Below are 18,508 nucleotides of genomic sequence, written 5' to 3' on the forward strand. Positions count from 1 at the left end.
CGCCGGGGGCGTGGCAGGGGGTGGGGAAGCTCCTGTTTCGGACATGCGACAGACCGTAGGACGGAAAGCGGTCTCGGCACGTGGTCCCGGCTCAGGCCCACCCTCAGGGGCGGGATACTGGAGGCATGCGGTTGACGGTCTTCTGGGAGCGGATGGCGGATCACTTCGGTCCGGGGTACGCCGACACCTTCGCGCGCGACCACGTGATGTCGGAGCTCGGCGGACGCACGGTGCACGAGGCGCTGAACGCCGGCTGGGAGGCCAAGGACGTGTGGCGCGTGGTCTGCGCGGTCATGGACGTTCCGGGGGAGAAGCGCTGACCGGTCGCGAAGATCGCAGGGTGGCAGCCGATTGTCACAGCGGTGGGCGAGACTTGACGCGTGGCACCCACTGACGAGACCGGGCCGACGGCCCAGGACGCATCCCCGTTCGGCACGACGCCGCCCGACCGCCCGGCCGACGGCGGTGACAGGTCGAGCGCCGCCATGCCCCGCTGGCTGCCGCGGGCCGTGGTGCTGGTGCTCGCTCTCTACGCCGCCTTCCAGCTGGGCACTTGGGCCTTCCACCAGCTCACCGGGCTGCTCATCAACCTCCTCATCGCGTTCTTCCTGGCCCTCGCCATCGAGCCCGCGGTGAGCTGGATGGCCTCGCGCGGCATGCGCCGGGGCCTCGCCACCGGCATCGTCTTCCTCGCCGTGATGGTCCTCGCGGCGGGCTTCGTCACCCTGCTCGGCTCGATGCTGGCGGGCCAGATCATCAAGATCGTCGAGAACTTCCCGGACTATCTCGACTCGGTCATCAACTGGGTCAACACCCACTTCCACACCCACCTGAAGCGGGTGGACGTCCAGCAGGGTCTGCTCCGCTCCACCTGGCTGCGCAACTACGTGCAGCACAGCGCCACCGGTGTCCTGAACGTCTCCGCCCAGGTCCTGGGCGGCCTCTTCCAGTTGCTGACGATCGCGCTCTTCTCGTTCTACTTCGCCGCCGACGGCCCCCGGCTGCGGCGCGCGATCTGTTCCGTACTGCCGCCCGCGCGGCAGGCCGAGGTGCTCCGCGCGTGGGAGATAGCCGTCGACAAGACAGGCGGGTATCTGTATTCGCGCGGTCTGATGGCGCTCATCTCCGGCATAGCCCACTACATCCTGCTGCAGATCCTGGGTGTGCCCTACGCACCCGTTCTCGGCGTCTGGGTGGGCCTGGTCTCGCAGTTCATCCCGACGATCGGCACGTATCTCGCGGGCGCCCTGCCCATGCTGATCGCGTTCACCGTCGATCCCTGGTACGCGCTGTGGGTGCTGATCTTCGTCGTGGTCTACCAGCAGTTCGAGAACTACATGCTGCAGCCCAAGCTGACCGCGAAGACCGTCGACATCCATCCTGCCCTGGCCTTCGGCTCGGTCATCGCCGGCACCGCGCTCCTCGGTGCGGTGGGCGCCCTGATAGCCATCCCGGCGGTCGCCACGCTGCAGGCGTTCCTGGGGGCGTACGTGAAGCGGTACGCGGTCACCGACGATCCCCGGGTCCACGGCCACCGGCGAGGAGGATCGGGTCCCGGCCTTCTCATACGGGCGCGACAGCTGTGGACCGCGCGGACGGGAGCCGCACGGGACGAGGCGGGGGAGCGCGGCGAGGACTCCTCCCGGGGGCGGGAGCCGACCGGACTGGCTGACGAGGCTCAGTAGGTGAGGACGGCCCACACGCCGGCGGCGACGACGGCGAGCACGTAGCAGCCGGTCGCCGCGGCCACCAGCCGCAGCCGGGTGGGCTCGCTCCATGAGGTACGGGACAGCAGCCAGGCCAGCGCGGGCAGCACCAGGACGGCATGGAGGCTGACGCCGTGCAGCGGCTTGAGCAGGGCCGTCGAGTGGTACGCCGCCTCCTGGTGGCCGGTACGGGTGAGCACCACACCGCGCGCGATCATCGCGGCACCCGAGGCGAGCGCGACGAGCAGGATCGCGAACCCGGAACGCACGGCGAGCGCCATTCCGGCGGGTCCCGTGGGCCGGTGCCGGAACGAGGCCACCGCGAACGCGGTGAGCAGCACCACGAGGACACCCCCGCCCACCGCCAGCGTCATCGACACGGTGGTGTCGAAGGGCGTCTCCATGTCGAGGTGCGAGGGCACCCGGCGCCAGGCCTGGAGGGTGATGCCGCCGACCTCCACGACGCAGTCGGCCGCGAACACGGCGAGCAGCACGGTACGCAGGCGTGGTCCGACGCGGAGATACGACGTGACCCAGGTGACCGCGATCAGGGTCGCCCCGAAGGACAGCCCGAAGGTCACCGGCTTGCGCCAGGAGACGGGCCCGTACCAGGGGCCGCCGTCGACGGCGAACACCAGCAGATGCGCGAGGCCGGAGAGGATCAACAGGAGTCCGACGGCGTGACACAGACGCTCCACCGGGCGCGAGCCCGGCAACCGTGTGAGCGGTACGGCCGGCGCCGGGACGTCGGCAGGGCGCCTCGCCGCTTCGCCGCTCCCTCGGGTGCTCTTCTCGGTCCTCATGCCCCTGAGCCTCCCGGGACAGCCCCCTTGCGGTCGTCGTCCGGTGGAAGGCATCCGCCGTACGTCGCCGGGAGCAGCCCGGGCTGTCGGTGGGTTGGCGGAGTCTCTGAGGTGTCGCGTGGTGCGCTTGACACGAAAATCGAACATCCATTCTCATGGAGGCTCCGGCGAGCCTCTCCACGGGTGATTCGACACGTTTTTGACGGAGAAGTACCCGAGTTATCCACAGGCCGGACGGGCGTCGGGGCGCATTGTCAGTGGCAGGCGTTAGCGTCTTTGACGTGAAGCGATCGACTCAAGCAAACCGGGTGGAACCCATGGCAGGAACCGACCGCGAGAAGGCCCTCGATGCCGCTCTCGCACAGATTGAACGGCAATTCGGCAAGGGCGCGGTCATGCGCATGGGCGAGCGGTCCAGGGAGCCCATCGAGGTCATCCCCACCGGGTCGACCGCGCTCGACGTGGCCCTCGGCGTCGGCGGCCTGCCGCGCGGCCGTGTCGTCGAGATCTACGGACCGGAGTCCTCCGGTAAGACGACCCTGACCCTGCACGCGGTGGCGAACGCCCAGAAGGCGGGCGGCCAGGTCGCGTTCGTGGACGCGGAGCACGCCCTCGACCCCGAGTACGCGCGCAAGCTGGGCGTCGACATCGACAACCTGATCCTGTCCCAGCCGGACAACGGCGAGCAGGCCCTGGAGATCGTGGACATGCTGGTCCGCTCCGGTGCCCTCGACCTCATCGTCATCGACTCCGTCGCCGCGCTCGTCCCGCGCGCGGAGATCGAGGGCGAGATGGGCGACAGCCACGTGGGTCTGCAGGCCCGTCTGATGAGCCAGGCCCTGCGGAAGATCACCAGCGCGCTCAACCAGTCCAAGACCACCGCCATCTTCATCAACCAGCTCCGCGAGAAGATCGGCGTGATGTTCGGCTCCCCGGAGACCACCACCGGTGGCCGGGCGCTGAAGTTCTACGCCTCGGTGCGCATCGACATCCGCCGCATCGAGACCCTGAAGGACGGCACGGAGGCGGTCGGCAACCGCACCCGCTGCAAGGTCGTCAAGAACAAGGTCGCGCCGCCCTTCAAGCAGGCCGAGTTCGACATTCTCTACGGCCAGGGCATCAGCCGCGAGGGCGGTCTGATCGACATGGGCGTGGAGCACGGCTTCGTCCGCAAGGCCGGCGCCTGGTACACGTACGAGGGCGACCAGCTCGGCCAGGGCAAGGAGAACGCGCGCAACTTCCTGAAGGACAACCCCGACCTGGCCAACGAGATCGAGAAGAAGATCAAGGAGAAGCTGGGCGTGGGCGTGCGGCCGGAGGAGCCGACGGCCGAGCCGGGCGCGGACGCCACCGCCGTCTCCGCCACCGCACCCGCGGACGACGCGGCGAAGACCGTGCCCGCTCCGGCGGCCAAGGCGGCCAAGACCAAGGCCCCGGCTGCCAAGAGCTGATCCATGACACGGCGAACCGACTGGTCCGAGTACGCCTACCCGGACGCTCCGCGTGAGCGGGGTGGGGCGGGTGACGGGGGTTTCGCCGGTCCGGATGGCGAGGCGCACGCGGACGGCGCGGACGGGGGACACGGCCGCGCGGTGTCGTACGGCCACGGGGGGCCGTACGACACCGCGGGGCCGTTCGGTGACGAGCCCGGCGGGCAGTGGCCGGACGACGGCGGGCCGCAGGGCCCGGGCGCGTCCGGTGGCGGCACGCGCCGGCACGACGGGGCCCGTGGCGGGGCCCGTACGACGGGCGGCTCCCGTGGGCGTCGGCAGCGGCGCCGCGGTGAGCCGGCCGGTGAGGACGGTGGCTCCTCCTTCTCGTCGAGGGCCGAGCGGGAGGAGCCGCCGGCGGACCCGGTGGAGCGGGCGCGGGCGATCTGCCTGCGCCTGCTCACCGGGACCCCGCGCACGCGCAAACAGCTCGCGGACGCCCTGCGCAAGCGGGAGATCCCGGACGAGGCCGCAGAGGAGGTGCTGTCCCGGTTCGAGGAGGTCGGGCTGATCGACGACAGCGCGTTCGCGGAGGCCTGGGTGGAGTCCCGGCATCACGGCAGGGGGCTGGCCCGGCGGGCGCTCGCCCAGGAGCTGCGGACCAAAGGCGTCGACTCCACGCTGATCGACGCGGCCGTCGCACAGCTCGACTCCGAGCAGGAGGAGGAGACGGCGCGGGAACTCGTCGCCCGCAAGCTGCGCTCCACGCGCGGTCTCGACCGTGACAAGCGGCTCCGCCGTCTCGCGGGCATGCTCGCCCGCAAGGGCTATCCCGAGGGAATGGCCCTGCGGGTGGTGCGACGCGCGCTGGAGGAGGAGGGGGAGGACGCGGACTTCCTCGAGGACGAGGGGTTCTAGCGCTCGGCGTCCAGTGCCGCCTACGACGCCACCGGCAAACCCGTCGCCTTCCACGCCTGGAAGCCGCCGACCAGATCGGTCGCCCGGCGCAGCCCCAGCTGGTGCAGTGACGCGGCCGCGAGGCTCGACGCGTACCCCTCGTTGCAGATCACCACGACCCGCAGATCGTGGCCCGTGGCCTCGGGGACGCGGTGACTGCCCTGCGGGTCGAGGCGCCACTCCAGCTCGTTCCGTTCGACGACGAGGGCACCGGGGATCAGCCCGTCGCGCTCGCGCAGGGCCGCGTACCGGATGTCCACCAGCAGCACCTCACCGGCGAGGGCACCCTCGTACGCCTCCCTCGGCTCGACCCGGTCGAACCCCGCGCGCACCCGCTCCAGCAACTCGTCGATGCCCAGGGCACCTTCGCCCGCACTGCGCGACGGCCCCGCCACTGTGTCCGTCACTGCCAGTCCTCCGGACGCTCGACCTGCTCCAGGCGCAGGACCTGGCCCACGCGGCTGTACCGGCGGATCTGCGGGAGCGGGGGGTAGTAGGCGTGGACGGAGACGGCGTGCTGGTCGGTGGACTCGTTCAGCACCTCGTGGACGTGGTGGCGGCCGAAGGCGCGCCCCTTGCCGGCGGGCAACCGCCGCTCCCGGTCCACCCCGTCGGTCAGTTCGAGGGTCTTCCAGCCGTCGGCGGGCAGCCGCGCGGCGAGCGAGTTCTCCTTCAGCTCGCCGGAGGCCGTGATGAAGGCGCCTACGGACTCGGCGTGGTCGTGCCAGCCGGTGCCCGTGCCGGGCGGCCAGCCGATCAGCCAGGCCTCGCTGCCGCCGGGACCCTCCAGCCGTACCCAGGTGCGGCCCTCGGGATCGAGCGGGAGCGAGGCGATGAGCTCGGCGTCGGCGGCCGTGCGCCGTACGAAGTCGAGGAGATCGGCCTGCGTCGGCGTGGAGGCCGTGGGAGCCGTCGTGGGCGCGGAGGGGGAGACAGACACGTGACACCGTCCTGAAGAGCGTTCGCGGAGCGCGCGCGACAGCACGGAAGCGGCGCGCGCGGGTGAGGAAGGGGATGCGAATTCAGCAGGACTCGCGACACAGGCAGCCCGGGTAGCGGACGAGGTCCAGATGGACCCTCCGCCACAGGCGCACACAGGTGTCGGTCACGATGCGGAGTACACCATGTCGGTGCAGACCGGTCAACTCACTGTCACTATGTGGACCGCACAGTGACCGCGGGTACGGCGTACGTGTGAGCGAGAGTTCCGGGCGCATCCCCTCGGATGCGCCCTCCTCGCTCCTCGCCTGCCTCAACGCGCCCCCGCGCTCGCCTCGGCCTCCGTCTTCGCCGGGCTGCCCAGCGTCGCCTCCGCCGCCGCGTACAGGTCGGCCGGACGAACCCCGCCCAGTGCCGTCACGAGGTGACCGTCGGGCCGTACCAGGAGCACGGTGTGCGCGGGGGCGCCCGGGTAGCTCTCGGCGACCAGCAGTTCGGCGGGATGGGGCAGCGCGGTCACGGCGGCCGCCAGCCGGGGCATGATCCCGGCGGTCACCCAGTGCTTGCGGTCCCACACGCCCGTACCCGGCGCGACCAGGACGACGAGCAGCGCGCCGCGTCCGAGGCGCTCCCGTAGCCCCACGAAGGAGCCGTCCTCCGCCGTCACCAGCACATCGGCGACCGGCGCCCCGGGAGCGGTGGCCACCGGCACCTCGCCCTCGAGGTGCCGGGGCGCGAGCGGCGAGGAGGCGTACGCCCCCGGCGTGCCGAGCGTCCCGCGCCCCAGGTGACCGTCCGTGAGCAGCGCCTCGGCGCCCCGGGCCGCGCCGGGCACGTACGCGCGCAGGCCGCCACCACCGCGCAGCAGGGGCAGCACCTGGTCGGCGGCGCGCAGCCGGGCGGCGACCGCGCCGCGCCGCTCCGCCTGGTAGCTGTCCAGCAGCGCCTCGTGCGGCCCGTGGTGCCATGCCAGCGCCAGCTTCCAGGCGAGGTTGTCGGCGTCTCTGAGCCCCTCGTCGAGCCCCTGGGTACCCAGCGCGCCCAGCAGGTGCGCCGCGTCCCCGGCGAGGAAGACCCGGCCGGCCCTCCAACGGCGCGCCACCCGGTGGTGGACCGTGTGGACGCCGGTGTCGAGCAGGTCGTACGGCGGTGTGGAGCCCCCCGTCCAGCCGGCGAGGGTCTCCCGGACGCGGGCCAGCAGCAGCTCGGGTGTGACCAGGTCCTTGCCCGGCGGCAGCAGCCAGTCCAGGCGCCACACCCCGTCCGGCAGCGGTCGCCCGGTGACCTCCCCGCCTGAGGGTCCGGCCGTCCGCCACGGCGGCATCCGATGGAGCAACGCTTCACCCTCCCACGGAAGTTCCGCACGCAGGGCGGCAACGGCGTGTCGCTCGACCGCCGTACGGCCGGGGAAGCGGATGTCCTGGAGTTTGCGCACGGTGGAGCGCGGGCCGTCGCAGCCGACCAGGTAGCTGCCGCGCCACCAGGTGCCCTGCGGGCCGCGGGTGTGGGCGGTGACTCCTGAGGGCTCCTGCTCGACGGAGTCGAGACGGCTGTCGACGGCGATCCTGACGAGCCGTTCGCCGGCCAGGGCCTCGCGCAGGGCGCCGGTCAGGACGTGCTGGGCGATGTGCAGCGGGGCGGGCTCGTCGTCGCCGAACGCGATCTCGCGCATCACCTGCTTGCGCCGCAGCGACCGCCATCCGGCCCAGCGCAGTCCGGCCTCCTCCACCGGCAGTCCGGTCAGCCGCGCCATCAGGGCGGCCGTGTCCTCGCGCAGCACGACCGTGCGCGCGGGACGTGGCTCGTCCTTGCCGGGCCCCTCGTCCAGCACGACGGAGGGCACTTCCTGACGGGCCAGCGCCAGGGCGAGCGTGAGCCCGACGGGCCCAGCACCGACGATGATCACCGGGTCCACGGCGCGGCGCCCCCTGCCCGCGACGGTGTCCTGAGGGACATATGTGAACAGGAAGTTGGAGCAGGGTGCACGATCACAGAACGTATGCAACCCATTGGCGGTGTTTGCGTCAAGTGACGGAGGCAGTGGCGATCATGCCACTGCCTCCGTGCGGATCAGGTGAGTTGACTGATCATCAGATGGTGTCGCTCGCGCCGGACCCGAAGGTGCCGCCGACCGCAGCCGGGTTGAGTTCCTCCATGTCCTCGGCGCCGAGGACCGCGCCGGTGCTCCGCTTGCTGCGCCGCAGCCTGCGCTCCAGCCAGCTCGCGAAGCTGGTGAGGACGAAGTTGACGACAATGAAGATGATCGCCACCACGACGAAGCTCTGGATCACGTTGGCGTAGTTGGCCGCCAGGGTGCTGCGCGTGTTGAGCAGCTCGGTGTAGCCGATCATCACACCGCCCAGCGCGGTGTCCTTCACGATGACGACCAGCTGGCTGACGATGGCCGGGAGCATGGCCGTGACCGCCTGTGGGAGCAGGATGCTGGTCATCGTCTGCCCCTTGCGCAGGCCGATCGCGTACGCGGCCTCCGTCTGTCCCCTGGGCAGCGCGAGGATGCCGGCGCGCACGACCTCGGCGAGCACCGAGGCGTTGTAGAGCACCAGGCCGGTGACGACGGCGTACAGCGGGCGGTCCTCGCTGGTCACGCCGGTGGAGCGGGCGTAGAACTCGTTGGCGAACAGCATCAGGAGCAGGACCGGGATCGAGCGGAAGAACTCGACCACCACCCCGGCCGGGATCCGCACCCACCGGTGGTCGGACATCCGTGCGATGCCGAAGACCGCGCCCAGCGGAAGCGCGATCACCATGGACAGCGCGGCGGCCTTCAGTGTGTTGCCCAGACCCGGCAGCAGATACGTGGTCCACGCCTCGGACGTGGTGAAGGGCTGCCACAGGGACCACTTCAGCTGGCCCTTGTCGTCCATCTTCTGCCAGACGAACCACACCACCAGCGCGATCAGGACGACGAAGACGACCGAGAGCAGGGCGTTGCGTTTCCTGGCGCCAGGGCCGGGCGTGTCGTACAGGACCGAACTCATCGCTTCACCGCCAGTCGCTTGCCCAGCCAGCCCAGGATGAGCCCGGTGGGAAGGGTCAGCACCACGAAACCGAGGGCGAAGACCGCGCCGATGAGCAGCGTCTGGGCCTCGTTCTCGATCATCGACTTCATCAGGTAGGCGGCCTCGGCGACACCGATCGCGGCGGCCACGGTCGTGTTCTTCGTCAGGGCGATCAGTACGTTGGCCAGCGGACCGATGACCGCACGGAACGCCTGCGGCAGCACGACGAGCCGCAGGGTCTGGCCGAAGGTCAGCCCGATGGCGCGGGCCGCCTCGGCCTGCCCCAGGGGCACGGTGTTGATGCCGGAGCGCACCGCCTCGCACACGAAGGCCGCCGTGTAGGCGACGAAGCCCAGGACGGCCAGCCGGAAGCCCTGCACCTTGAAGTCGGAGGCACCCATGGTCACGCCGAAGATGTCGGCGAGGCCGAGTGAGGTGAACAGGATGATGACCGTCAGCGGGATGTTCCGGACGATGTTGACGTAGACGGTGCCGAACCCGCGCATCAGCGGGACCGGGCTGACCCGCATCGCGGCCAGCAGGGTGCCCCAGACCAGGGAGCCGACGGCGGAGAGTGCGGTCAGCTTCACCGTCATCCAGAACGCCCCGAGGACGTCATAACCTTGAAGAAAGTCGAACACGATCTCCCGCGCTTCCGGGTGTGTGGCGTACGAGAAGGGCGTGGCGCGCCGCCGCCGTGATCGCGAGGTACGGCGGCGCGCCCGGGGAACCCTGGAGAGCTGGGCCCTGCCTTGCTTGACGATCCGGCTACTTGACGATCTGGCCGATCTTCGGCGCCGGCTCGTTCTTGTAGCCGGCCGGGCCGAAGTTCTTGTCGACCGCCTTCTGCCAGGAGCCGTCGCTGACCATGGTGGTCAGGGCGTCGTTGATCTTCTTCAGGGTCGCGCTGTCCCCCTTCTTCACACCGACGCCGTAGTTCTCGTTGCTGAGCTTGAGCCCGGCGAGCTTGAACTGGCCCTTGTACTTGTCCTGCGAGGCGAAGCCCGCGAGGATCGAGTCGTCGGTGGTCACCGCGTCAACGGCACCGCTCTGCAGGGCGGCGATGCACTCCGAGTAGCCGCTGTACTCCTTGAGGTTGGCCTTCGGGGCGATCGTCTTCTGGACGTTCTGCGCCGAGGTGGAACCGGTCACGGAACACAGCTTCTTGCCGTTGAGGTCCGTGGCCTTGGAGATGTCCGAGTCCTTCTTGACCAGCAGGTCCTGGTGGGCGAGCAGGTAGGGGCCGGCGAAGTCGACCTTCTGCTTGCGCTCGTCGTTGATGGAGTAGCTGGCCGCGATGAACTTGACGTCGCCGCGGGCCAGCGCGTTCTCACGGTCGGCGCTCTTGGTCTCGACCCACTCGATCTGGCCGGGCTTGTAGCCGAGTTTGCCCGCCACGTAGGTCGCCACGTCCACGTCGAAGCCGCTGAAGGAGCCGCTCGGCTCCTTCAGGCCGATGCCCGGCTGGTCGAACTTGATGCCGACCTTGATCTTGCCTCCGCCGCCCGAGGAACCACTGTCGTTCTTGTCGCTCGACCCGCACGCCGTGGCGGCCACGGCGAGGGCGAGGACGGCGGCCGAGGCGGCGGTGACCTTGCGGAGCTGCATGGTGAACATCCTTTGGCTGGTGAAGCTGCTGATGAAGAGCAGGGGACCGTCGACGGCGGAGCCGGCGCGTGTCAGTGGTGGAGGATCTTCGACAGGAAGTCCTTGGCGCGGTCGCTGCGCGGGTTGCTGAAGAACTGGTCGGGGGTGGCCTCTTCGACGATCCGGCCGTCCGCCATGAACACCACCCGGTTCGCGGCCGAGCGCGCGAAGCCCATCTCATGGGTGACGACGATCATGGTCATGCCGTCCCGGGCGAGCTGCTGCATGACCTCGAGGACCTCGTTGATCATCTCGGGGTCGAGGGCCGAGGTCGGCTCGTCGAAGAGCATGACCTTGGGGTCCATGGCCAGGGCGCGGGCGATGGCGACGCGCTGTTGCTGGCCGCCGGAGAGCTGAGCGGGGTACTTGTCGGCCTGGGTGCCCACGCCGACCCGGTCGAGCAGCGCGCGCGCCTTCTCCTCGGCCTGCTTCTTGTCGGCCTTGCGCACCTTGATCTGGCCCAGCATCACGTTCTCGAGCACGGTCTTGTGCGCGAAGAGGTTGAAGGACTGGAAGACCATCCCGACGTCGGCGCGGAGCCGGGCCAGCTCCTTGCCCTCCTGGGGCAGCGGCTTGCCGTCGATGGTGATCGCGCCCGAGTCGACGGTCTCCAGGCGGTTGATGGTGCGGCACAGGGTGGACTTGCCGGACCCGGAGGGTCCGATCACCACGACGACCTCACCGCGGGCGATCGTCAGGTCGATGTCCTGGAGTACGTGCAACGCGCCGAAGTGCTTGTTGACGCTCTTCAGGACGACCAGTTCGCCGGCCTGGGGCACAGCATCTTCCTTGGCCACCGATACTTCGGTCATCGCTATCGGGCTCCGTCCTCCTCGGTTTCGGAGGACAGTAGTGAGCGCCCGCGACCAGCGTCATTACATCTGAGGGAGATCTGAGCATCACGATCCGATAGCAATCGGACACGAGTTGTAGCAGTTGTCCGCTCGGCTGTATCGGCCGGATAACGGAAGCGGCGCGCGACCGGAACCCGCTTGACTCCGTCTGCGTCCATCAGCGTGACTGCTGGGTGCGCACGCGCGTGTGGACGCGTTTTTTACCCATCCTGAACGTACGGCCGATGAACCGAAGGGGGCCCGGATGAGACTGCTCCTCGTCGAGGACGACAACCATGTCGCCGCCGCTCTCTCAGCGGTTCTGGCACGGCACGGTTTCGACGTCACCCACGCGCGCAGCGGCGAGGAGGCTCTTCAGGCGCTCGTCCCGGAGGGCGACGGCTTCGGCGTCGTCCTGCTCGACCTGGGCCTGCCCGACCAGGACGGATACGAAGTCTGCGGCAAGATCCGCAAGCGCACCAGCACTCCGGTGATCATGGTCACGGCGCGCTCCGACGTCCGCTCCCGCATCCACGGCCTCAACCTCGGCGCCGACGACTACGTGGTCAAGCCGTACGACACCGGGGAGTTGCTCGCGCGCATCCACGCCGTCAGCCGGCGCACCGCCCACGAGGACGCCGCGCACGGTGAGGACAGCGCGCTGCGCCTGGGTCCCGTGCTCATCGAACTGCCCACCCGGCAGGTCACCGTGGACGGTTCGGTCGTCCAACTGACCCGCAAGGAGTTCGATCTGCTCGCCCTGCTCGCGCAGCGCCCCGGGGTCGTCTTCCGCCGGGAGCAGATCATCAGCGAGGTCTGGCGCACCAGTTGGGAGGGGACCGGACGCACCCTGGAGGTGCACGTCGCCTCCCTGCGCGCCAAGCTGCGCATGCCGGCCCTGATCGAGACGGTCCGCGGCGTCGGCTACCGGCTCGTCGCCCCGGCCTCGTAACGGCCACGCGTGCGTACACGTCTTCTTCCGCTGCTCATCGTCCTGATGGCGGCCGTGCTGCTCGCGCTCGGCATTCCGCTCGGGGTGAGCGTGGCCGCGGCGCAGCAGCAGAAGGTGGTCGTCGACCGGATCGACGACACCGCGCGCTTCGCCTCCCTCGCCCAGTTCGTCACCGACGCCTGCAGCTCGACCCGTACGTCCACGGACGAGCGCCTGGAGACACTGAGCAGTGAACTGACCAGCTATCACGACGTCTATGGCATCCGGGCGGGGGTCTTCTGCCGTACCGACATCCCCATGGCCCAGGCACCGGCGAGCTTCTTCCTGCCCGATGAGGGAGTGGTGCGCGACGCGTTCGACGAGGCGAAGCTCAGCCGCCGCAGCCATGACCCGAAACAGGTGTGGCCCTGGCAACGGGGACGTCTCGTCGTCGCCTCGCCCGTGATCCGGGACGGTGACGTCGTCGCGGTCGTCGTCACCGACTCGCCCACCGGTCAGATGCGTTCACGCATCCTGCACGGCTGGCTGGTCATCGGCCTCGGCGAGGTCGCCGCGATGCTGCTCGCGGTCGGTGCCGCACTCCGGCTGACCGGCTGGGTGCTCCGGCCCGTACGGGTCCTCGACGCCACCACCCACGCCATCGCCAGCGGCCGTCTCAAGTCCCGGGTCGCGGCCGCCGGCGGTCCGCCGGAACTTCGGCGCCTGGCCCGTGCGTTCAACGAGATGGCGGACAACGTCGAGGACGTGCTGGAGCAGCAGCGGGCCTTCGTCGCCGACGCCTCGCACCAGTTGCGCAACCCGCTCTCGGCGCTGCTGCTGCGGATCGAACTGCTCGCGCTCGAACTACCGGAGGACAACGAGGAGATCGCATCGGTCCGCACCGAGGGCAAGCGCCTGGCGGAGGTGCTCGACGACCTGCTCGACCTCGCCCTGGCCGAGCACACCGAGGCCGACCTCAGGACCACCGACATCGGCGCGCTGACCGCCGAGCGCGTCGCCGCGTGGACACCGACCGCCGAGGCCAAGGGCGTACGGCTGGAGGGCGACTGCCCGCCGACCACCGCCTGGGCCGACCCGGTCACCCTCTCCAGCGCGCTGGACGCGGTGATCGACAACGCGGTCAAGTTCACGCCGGAGGACCAGTGCGTCCAGGTGCGGGTCGCGGCCGACGGCGACAGGGCCACCGTCGTCGTCAGCGACCACGGCCCGGGACTGACCGACGAGGAACTCGCCCGCGTCGGCGACCGCTTCTGGCGCAGCGGCCGCCACCAGAACATCAAGGGCTCCGGACTCGGCCTGTCCATCTCCCGCACCCTGCTCGCGGCGGGCGGCGGCACCATCTCGTACGCCCACCACGAGCCGCACGGGCTGACGGTGACGGTCTCCGTGCCGCGCACCCGCCCTACGGCTTGACCGAGCGGTAGTAGCGCTTGGCGCCCTCGTGCAGGGCGAGCGGATCGGTGTAGATCGCGGTGCGCAGGTCCACGAGCTGCGCGGAGTGCACATGCCAGCCGATGTCGTCGCGGCTCTTGATCACCGTACGGGTCACCCACTCGGTGAGCCGGGGGCTGACGTCCGCCCGTGTGATCAGGATGTTGGACACCGCGATCGTCGGTACGGCGACACCGTTCTGGACGCTCGGGTAGGCCGACTCCGGCATGTTGGTGGCGCGGTAGTAGCGGGTGGCGCCGCCCTGTTGGTGCAGTTTGGCGACGAGATCGGCGGTGATCGGAACGAACCGGAAGGTGAAGTGCTCCGCCAGTTTCTCCAGCCCCTGCGTGGGCAGTCCGCCCGACCAGAAGAACGCGTCGATCTCGTTCCGTTTCAGCTGGTCCGGGCCGGTGTCGATGCCGTCGGCGGACGGCTCGACGTCCTTCTGCGGGTCGAGGCCGGCCGCCTTCAGCACCCGGTCCGCTATCAGCCGTACACCGGAACGGGCCGGCCCTATGGCGACCCGCTTGCCCCGAAGGTCGGCGACGGACCGCACGGTGGAGTCGCGCGGGACGATCAGCTGCACATAGTCGTCGTACAGGCGGGCGACCCCGCGCAGCCGCTCGTAACCGGTCCGATGGCCGAGTTCGTACGTGTCCACGGCGTCGGCCGCCGCGATGGTGAAGTCGGCGCCGCCGGTCGCCACCCGCCGTACGTTCTCCTGCGAGCCGTCGCTGGTCCGCAGGTCCACCCTCAGGTCCGGCATGTCCTGGTGGAAGGCGTTCCGCAGGCGTACGCCGTACTGCTGGTACACCCCCGCCGGCGTTCCGGTGCTGAAGCTGATCGTGCCGCTCGGCGGATTCTCGCCCAGCGGCAGCAGCCACCACAGCAGCAGTCCGAACACGACGAAGCCGGCGGCCGCGCCCTGCAGGGCCCGACGCCTGCCGATCCGGGCGAGCACATGGGACATGCGGGCGATCCTGCCAGCCCGCGCGCGGTGCTGACCAGGGCGGAACGCACGGGAGCGCTGTCAGTGGCGGCCGATACAGTCGCCGTATGAGCTCATCGCCCGCCGATCTGGTCCGTGCGTTCCACCTCGCCGTCGGGCTCGACGCCCGCACCACGCCCACCGAGGTCCCGCCCCGGCTGGCCGCCCACCGGCGGGAACTGCTCGCCGAGGAAGCCGCGGAGGTCGCCGAGGTCTCGGTGACCGGCCCCCTCGACCGGCTCGCGCACGAACTGGCCGACGTCGTGTACGTGGCGTACGGCACCGCCCTCGTCCACGGCATCGACCTCGACGCCGTCATCGCCGAGATCCACCGCTCCAACATGACCAAGCTGGGCCCCGACGGCCGCGTCGCCCGCCGCGCCGACGGCAAGGTCCTCAAGGGCGAGCACTACGAGGCGCCGGACGTGTCGGGGGTGCTGCGGCGGCAGGGCTGGGTGCCGGGCGGGGCACCGGGAGAATCCCGGGACGAGGGGTTCACGGGAGCGCCTACCCTTGACGCATGACCAGCAGCAGCGACCGGAGCCTCGCAGTGGACGTCCAGGGACCCAAGACCTACGAAGTGCGTACCTACGGGTGCCAGATGAACGTCCACGATTCCGAGCGATTGTCCGGGCTGCTGGAGGAGGCGGGTTATGTGCGCGCCCCCGAGGGTTCCGACGGCGACGCGGACGTCGTCGTCTTCAACACCTGTGCCGTGCGGGAGAACGCCGACAACCGGCTGTACGGCAACCTCGGCCGGCTCGCCCCGAAGAAGGCCTCGCGGCCCGGCATGCAGATCGCGGTCGGCGGCTGTCTGGCGCAGAAGGACCAGGACACCATCGTGAAGAAGGCGCCCTGGGTGGACGTCGTCTTCGGCACGCACAACATCGGCAAGCTGCCGGTGCTGCTGGAACGCGCGCGCGTGCAGGAGGAGGCGCAGGTCGAGATCGCCGAGTCCCTGGAGGCGTTCCCGTCCACGCTGCCCACCCGGCGCGAGAGCGCCTACGCGGCCTGGGTCTCGATCTCCGTCGGCTGCAACAACACCTGCACCTTCTGCATCGTCCCGGCCCTGCGCGGCAAGGAGAAGGACCGCCGCACCGGTGACATCCTCGCCGAGATCGAGGCGCTGGTCGCCGAGGGCGTCTCCGAGATCACCCTCCTCGGACAGAACGTCAACGCGTACGGCTCCGACATCGGCGACCGTGAGGCGTTCAGCAAGCTGCTGCGGGCCTGCGGCACGATCGACGGCCTGGAGCGCGTCCGCTTCACCTCGCCGCACCCCCGCGACTTCACGGACGACGTGATCGCGGCGATGGCCGAGACGCCGAACGTGATGCCGCAGCTGCACATGCCCCTGCAGTCCGGCTCGGACACCGTCCTGAAGGCGATGCGCCGTTCCTACCGGCAGGAGCGCTACCTCGGCATCATCGAGAAGGTGCGGGCCGCGATTCCGCACGCGGCGATCACCACCGACATCATCGTGGGCTTCCCCGGCGAGACCGAGGAGGACTTCGAGCAGACCCTGCACGTGGTCCGCGAGGCGCGCTTCGCGCAGGCCTTCACCTTCCAGTACTCCAAGCGTCCCGGCACCCCGGCCGCGACCATGGACGGCCAGATCCCCAAGGGGGTCGTCCAGGCGCGTTACGAGCGGCTCGTCGCCCTCCAGGAGGAGATCTCCTGGGAGGAGAACAAGAAGCAGGTCGGCCGCACCCTGGAGCTGATGGTCGCCGAGGGCGAGGGCCGCAAGGACGGCGCCACCCACCGCCTCTCCGGCCGCGCCCCCGACAACCGCCTGGTCCACTTCACCAAGCCCGACCAGGAGGTCCGCCCCGGCGACGTCGTCACCGTCGAGATCACGTACGCCGCCCCGCACCACCTCCTCGCCGAGGGCGCCGTCCTCGATGTGCGCCGCACGCGCGCGGGCGACGCGTGGGAGAAGCGCAACGCGGCACAGACCGCGAAGCCGACGGGCGTGATGCTGGGCCTCCCGAAGATCGGCGCCCCGGAGCCGCTGCCGGTGGCCGCGGCGAGCGGCTGCGGCTGCGACTGACGGCGGTTTCCGGGTATCGGCCGTGGGGTGATGACCTCGGCCGTGGGCGCTGGTAGTGCGCGGGGCTGACGCCGACTCTAGGCACCGGTAGCGCGTGGAGTGATGTCGGCTGCGGTCGTTGGCCGCGGCTGGGACTGGCGCGGCCGGCACGCTGTCGCGACGCGGTGCGCGCGTGGGTGCCCGTCGCCGTCGTACGGGGTTACCCTGCCGATCATGCTTGTCGCCGCCGCCGTCTGTCCCTGTCCGCCTCTTCTCGTGCCCGAGGTGGCCGCGGGTGCCGCCCCGGAACTGGACGGTGCGCGGACCGCGTGCGCGGACGCGCTCGGGGTGCTCGCCGCGTCCCGGCCCGACCTGCTCGTGGTGGTCGGCCCCGCGAAGCAGAACGGTCGCGGCACGCACCCGGAGGGCACGCCGGGCTCCTTCCGCGGCTTCGGCGTGGACATCGGCGTCCGGCTGGGCGCGGACAAGGGAATCGACGCCGAGCGCGAACTTCCGCCCTCCCTCGCCGTCGCCGCCTGGCTGCTGCAACGGATCGGATGGGCCGACGCCCCGATCGAGGGACTCGGCGTGGGGGAACCTCTCGAGGCCGAGCGGTGTATTCAAGTCGGAAGGGACATCGCCGCCCGGGCCGAGCGGGTGGCGCTGCTGGTGATGGGCGACGCCAGCGCCTGCCGCACGCTCAAGGCACCCGGCTACCTCGACGAGCGGGCGGCCCCCTTCGACGCGGAGGTCGCGCGTGCCCTGGGCGCGGCCGACGTGGCGGCCCTCAGGGCGTTGGACGCCGAGCTGGCGTACGAGCTGAAGGCGTCGGGCCGGGCCCCCTGGCAGGTCCTCGCGGGCGCCGCCGAGGGCGGGGACCTCACGGGTGCGCTGCTGTACGAGGACGCGCCGTACGGGGTCGGGTACGTGGTCGCCACCTGGTCGTAGGGACCTGTCCGTAGGGTCGTAGGGACCTTTCCGTGGGGGATGGCGGGATGGCGGGCGTGACCGCGCGGTGGCGCCGCGCCGATCGCGGGAACGGCGGACGGCCGGGAGCCCTCGGCCCCGCGGCCGTCCGTCGATGCGCCGGGAAGGTCAGGAAGCCGGCGGTGCCGGGGTGTCCGGCGGCACCGTGCCGGTGCCCGTCCCCGTGTCGCCCTTGTGCGCGAGCCGGTCCATGGCGCCCTTGGCCTTGCCCGTCCCCGTCCGGATCCTGTCGCTGTACTTGCCCTTGGTCTTCTCGTCGACCACCTTCGCGGCCTTGTCGAGACCGTGCGAGATCTTGTCCCCGTGCTGCTGCGCGAGGCCCGAGACCTTGTCCTTCGCCGGGGAGAGCTTGGCCTTCAGATTGTGCAGGAGACCCATGGTCCACCTTCCCTGTAGCCCGGGCCGTTGGCCGTTCCCGGGGCGCTCGCGCGCGGCGCTGTCACGTGCGGGCGCCCTCGCCGGCCTCGCTGTCGGCAGCCTCCTCGGCGGACTGCTGCTGGGGGATCTCGACGCTCTCGCCGGAGGTGTCCCCCTCAGCCTCGCCCGTCGTCCGCTCGGCCTCCGCCGGCCCGTTGGCCTCGGCGGACTCCTTGGCCTCCGCCGGCCCTTCCGTCACCGCCTCGGACTGCGCCGTCGGTGTGCCGTCCTGAGCCGCCGCGGTTGACGCCTCCTCCGTGGCCTTCGACCTCCGGAGAAGTCGTGCGAAAACGCCCATATCCACTCCATACGTTACTCGTGCGGGGGAAATCCCGCGTCGTCCGGTGCGCCCGTTCGCGTCGCCCGGCT

General features: G+C 70.6%; 20 protein-coding genes. 9 read left to right on the plus strand and 11 right to left on the minus strand.

Going from position 1 to position 18,508, the window contains the following annotated elements; genetic code table 11:
* Positions 1-125: 125 nt before the first annotated feature.
* Together GRC12_RS18515 and GRC12_RS18520 are read left to right on the plus strand one after the other, a co-directional pair.
* Positions 126-320, plus strand: a complete 195-nt coding sequence (locus tag GRC12_RS18515; RefSeq protein ID WP_208780414.1) for a DUF3046 domain-containing protein — start codon at positions 126-128, stop codon at positions 318-320.
* A gap of 60 nt (positions 321-380) precedes the next feature.
* On the plus strand, positions 381-1,685 hold the full coding sequence (locus tag GRC12_RS18520; protein WP_208780415.1) for an AI-2E family transporter: 1,305 nt from the start codon (positions 381-383) through the stop codon (positions 1,683-1,685).
* Here GRC12_RS18520 and GRC12_RS18525 read toward each other — a convergent pair.
* Positions 1,679-2,509, minus strand: a complete 831-nt coding sequence (locus GRC12_RS18525; protein WP_244373213.1) for a hypothetical protein — start codon at positions 2,507-2,509, stop codon at positions 1,679-1,681. The two genes, GRC12_RS18520 and GRC12_RS18525, sit on opposite strands and share 7 nt — an antisense overlap.
* Before the next feature lie 317 nt (positions 2,510-2,826).
* On the opposite strand from GRC12_RS18525, the gene recA reads away from it, so the two are divergent.
* Positions 2,827-3,960, plus strand: a complete 1,134-nt coding sequence (gene recA / locus GRC12_RS18530; protein ID WP_208780416.1) for a recombinase RecA — start codon at positions 2,827-2,829, stop codon at positions 3,958-3,960.
* A gap of 3 nt (positions 3,961-3,963) precedes the next feature.
* Positions 3,964-4,857 carry a recombination regulator RecX gene (gene recX, locus GRC12_RS18535; RefSeq protein ID WP_208780417.1) on the plus strand — a complete coding sequence of 298 codons (894 nt, stop codon included), beginning with the start codon at positions 3,964-3,966 and terminating at the stop codon, positions 4,855-4,857.
* A 20-nt stretch (positions 4,858-4,877) separates the two neighbouring features.
* Here recX and GRC12_RS18540 read toward each other — a convergent pair whose 3' ends face one another.
* The 7 genes from GRC12_RS18540 to GRC12_RS18570 form a co-directional block, all read right to left on the minus strand.
* The gene (locus GRC12_RS18540; protein WP_308286573.1) at positions 4,878-5,303 is read right to left on the minus strand and encodes a rhodanese-like domain-containing protein; all 426 of its coding nucleotides are present in this window, start codon (positions 5,301-5,303) and stop codon (positions 4,878-4,880) included.
* A complete protein-coding gene (locus tag GRC12_RS18545) occupies positions 5,300-5,836 on the minus strand; it encodes a cysteine dioxygenase family protein (protein ID WP_208780418.1) in 537 nt (178 codons plus the stop codon). The genes GRC12_RS18540 and GRC12_RS18545 overlap by 4 nt, the downstream gene beginning before the upstream one ends.
* A gap of 312 nt (positions 5,837-6,148) precedes the next feature.
* On the minus strand, positions 6,149-7,750 hold the full coding sequence (locus GRC12_RS18550) for an FAD-dependent monooxygenase (RefSeq protein WP_208780419.1): 1,602 nt from the start codon (positions 7,748-7,750) through the stop codon (positions 6,149-6,151).
* 175 nt (positions 7,751-7,925) lie between these two features.
* A complete protein-coding gene (locus tag GRC12_RS18555; protein ID WP_208780420.1) occupies positions 7,926-8,834 on the minus strand; it encodes an amino acid ABC transporter permease in 909 nt (302 codons plus the stop codon).
* Entirely contained in the window at positions 8,831-9,496 is a 666-nt protein-coding gene (locus tag GRC12_RS18560; RefSeq protein WP_308286574.1) for an amino acid ABC transporter permease, read from the minus strand. Before GRC12_RS18560 ends, GRC12_RS18555 begins: the two co-directional genes overlap by 4 nt.
* 127 nt (positions 9,497-9,623) lie before the next feature.
* Complete coding sequence (locus tag GRC12_RS18565; protein ID WP_208780422.1) at positions 9,624-10,463, minus strand: glutamate ABC transporter substrate-binding protein; 840 nt, start codon at positions 10,461-10,463, stop codon at positions 9,624-9,626.
* A 71-nt stretch (positions 10,464-10,534) separates the two neighbouring features.
* Positions 10,535-11,314, minus strand: coding sequence for an amino acid ABC transporter ATP-binding protein (locus GRC12_RS18570; protein ID WP_133046187.1), 780 nt, complete (start codon positions 11,312-11,314; stop codon positions 10,535-10,537).
* 286 nt (positions 11,315-11,600) lie between these two features.
* Here GRC12_RS18570 and GRC12_RS18575 point away from each other — a divergent pair, with 286 nt between their 5' ends.
* Positions 11,601-12,287, plus strand: coding sequence for a response regulator transcription factor (locus GRC12_RS18575; RefSeq protein ID WP_208780423.1), 687 nt, complete (start codon positions 11,601-11,603; stop codon positions 12,285-12,287).
* Positions 12,288-12,296: 9 nt separating this feature from the next.
* On the plus strand, positions 12,297-13,700 hold the full coding sequence (locus GRC12_RS18580) for a sensor histidine kinase (RefSeq protein ID WP_208780424.1): 1,404 nt from the start codon (positions 12,297-12,299) through the stop codon (positions 13,698-13,700).
* Here the strand turns inward: GRC12_RS18580 and GRC12_RS18585 are convergent.
* A complete protein-coding gene (locus GRC12_RS18585; RefSeq protein WP_208780425.1) occupies positions 13,690-14,688 on the minus strand; it encodes a TAXI family TRAP transporter solute-binding subunit in 999 nt (332 codons plus the stop codon). The two genes, GRC12_RS18580 and GRC12_RS18585, sit on opposite strands and share 11 nt — an antisense overlap.
* Before the next feature lie 86 nt (positions 14,689-14,774).
* On the opposite strand from GRC12_RS18585, the gene GRC12_RS18590 reads away from it, so the two are divergent.
* The 3 genes from GRC12_RS18590 (at position 14,775) to GRC12_RS18600 (ending at position 17,683) form a co-directional block, all read left to right on the plus strand.
* Positions 14,775-15,230, plus strand: coding sequence for a MazG nucleotide pyrophosphohydrolase domain-containing protein (locus GRC12_RS18590; protein WP_208780426.1), 456 nt, complete (start codon positions 14,775-14,777; stop codon positions 15,228-15,230).
* Positions 15,227-16,756, plus strand: a complete 1,530-nt coding sequence (gene miaB, locus GRC12_RS18595; RefSeq protein ID WP_208780427.1) for a tRNA (N6-isopentenyl adenosine(37)-C2)-methylthiotransferase MiaB — start codon at positions 15,227-15,229, stop codon at positions 16,754-16,756. The genes GRC12_RS18590 and miaB overlap by 4 nt, the downstream gene beginning before the upstream one ends.
* 213 nt (positions 16,757-16,969) lie before the next feature.
* On the plus strand, positions 16,970-17,683 hold the full coding sequence (locus GRC12_RS18600) for a class III extradiol dioxygenase subunit B-like domain-containing protein (protein WP_208780428.1): 714 nt from the start codon (positions 16,970-16,972) through the stop codon (positions 17,681-17,683).
* 147 nt (positions 17,684-17,830) lie between these two features.
* Here the strand turns inward: GRC12_RS18600 and GRC12_RS18605 are convergent, their stop codons facing one another.
* A complete protein-coding gene (locus tag GRC12_RS18605; RefSeq protein ID WP_208780429.1) occupies positions 17,831-18,100 on the minus strand; it encodes an antitoxin in 270 nt (89 codons plus the stop codon).
* Between the two features lie 61 nt (positions 18,101-18,161).
* Positions 18,162-18,437, minus strand: coding sequence for a hypothetical protein (locus GRC12_RS18610; RefSeq protein ID WP_208780430.1), 276 nt, complete (start codon positions 18,435-18,437; stop codon positions 18,162-18,164).
* Between the last annotated feature and the right edge of the window lie 71 nt (positions 18,438-18,508).

This window comes from Streptomyces griseorubiginosus (assembly GCF_017614965.1).
Lineage (GTDB): Bacteria > Actinomycetota > Actinomycetes > Streptomycetales > Streptomycetaceae > Streptomyces > Streptomyces griseorubiginosus_B.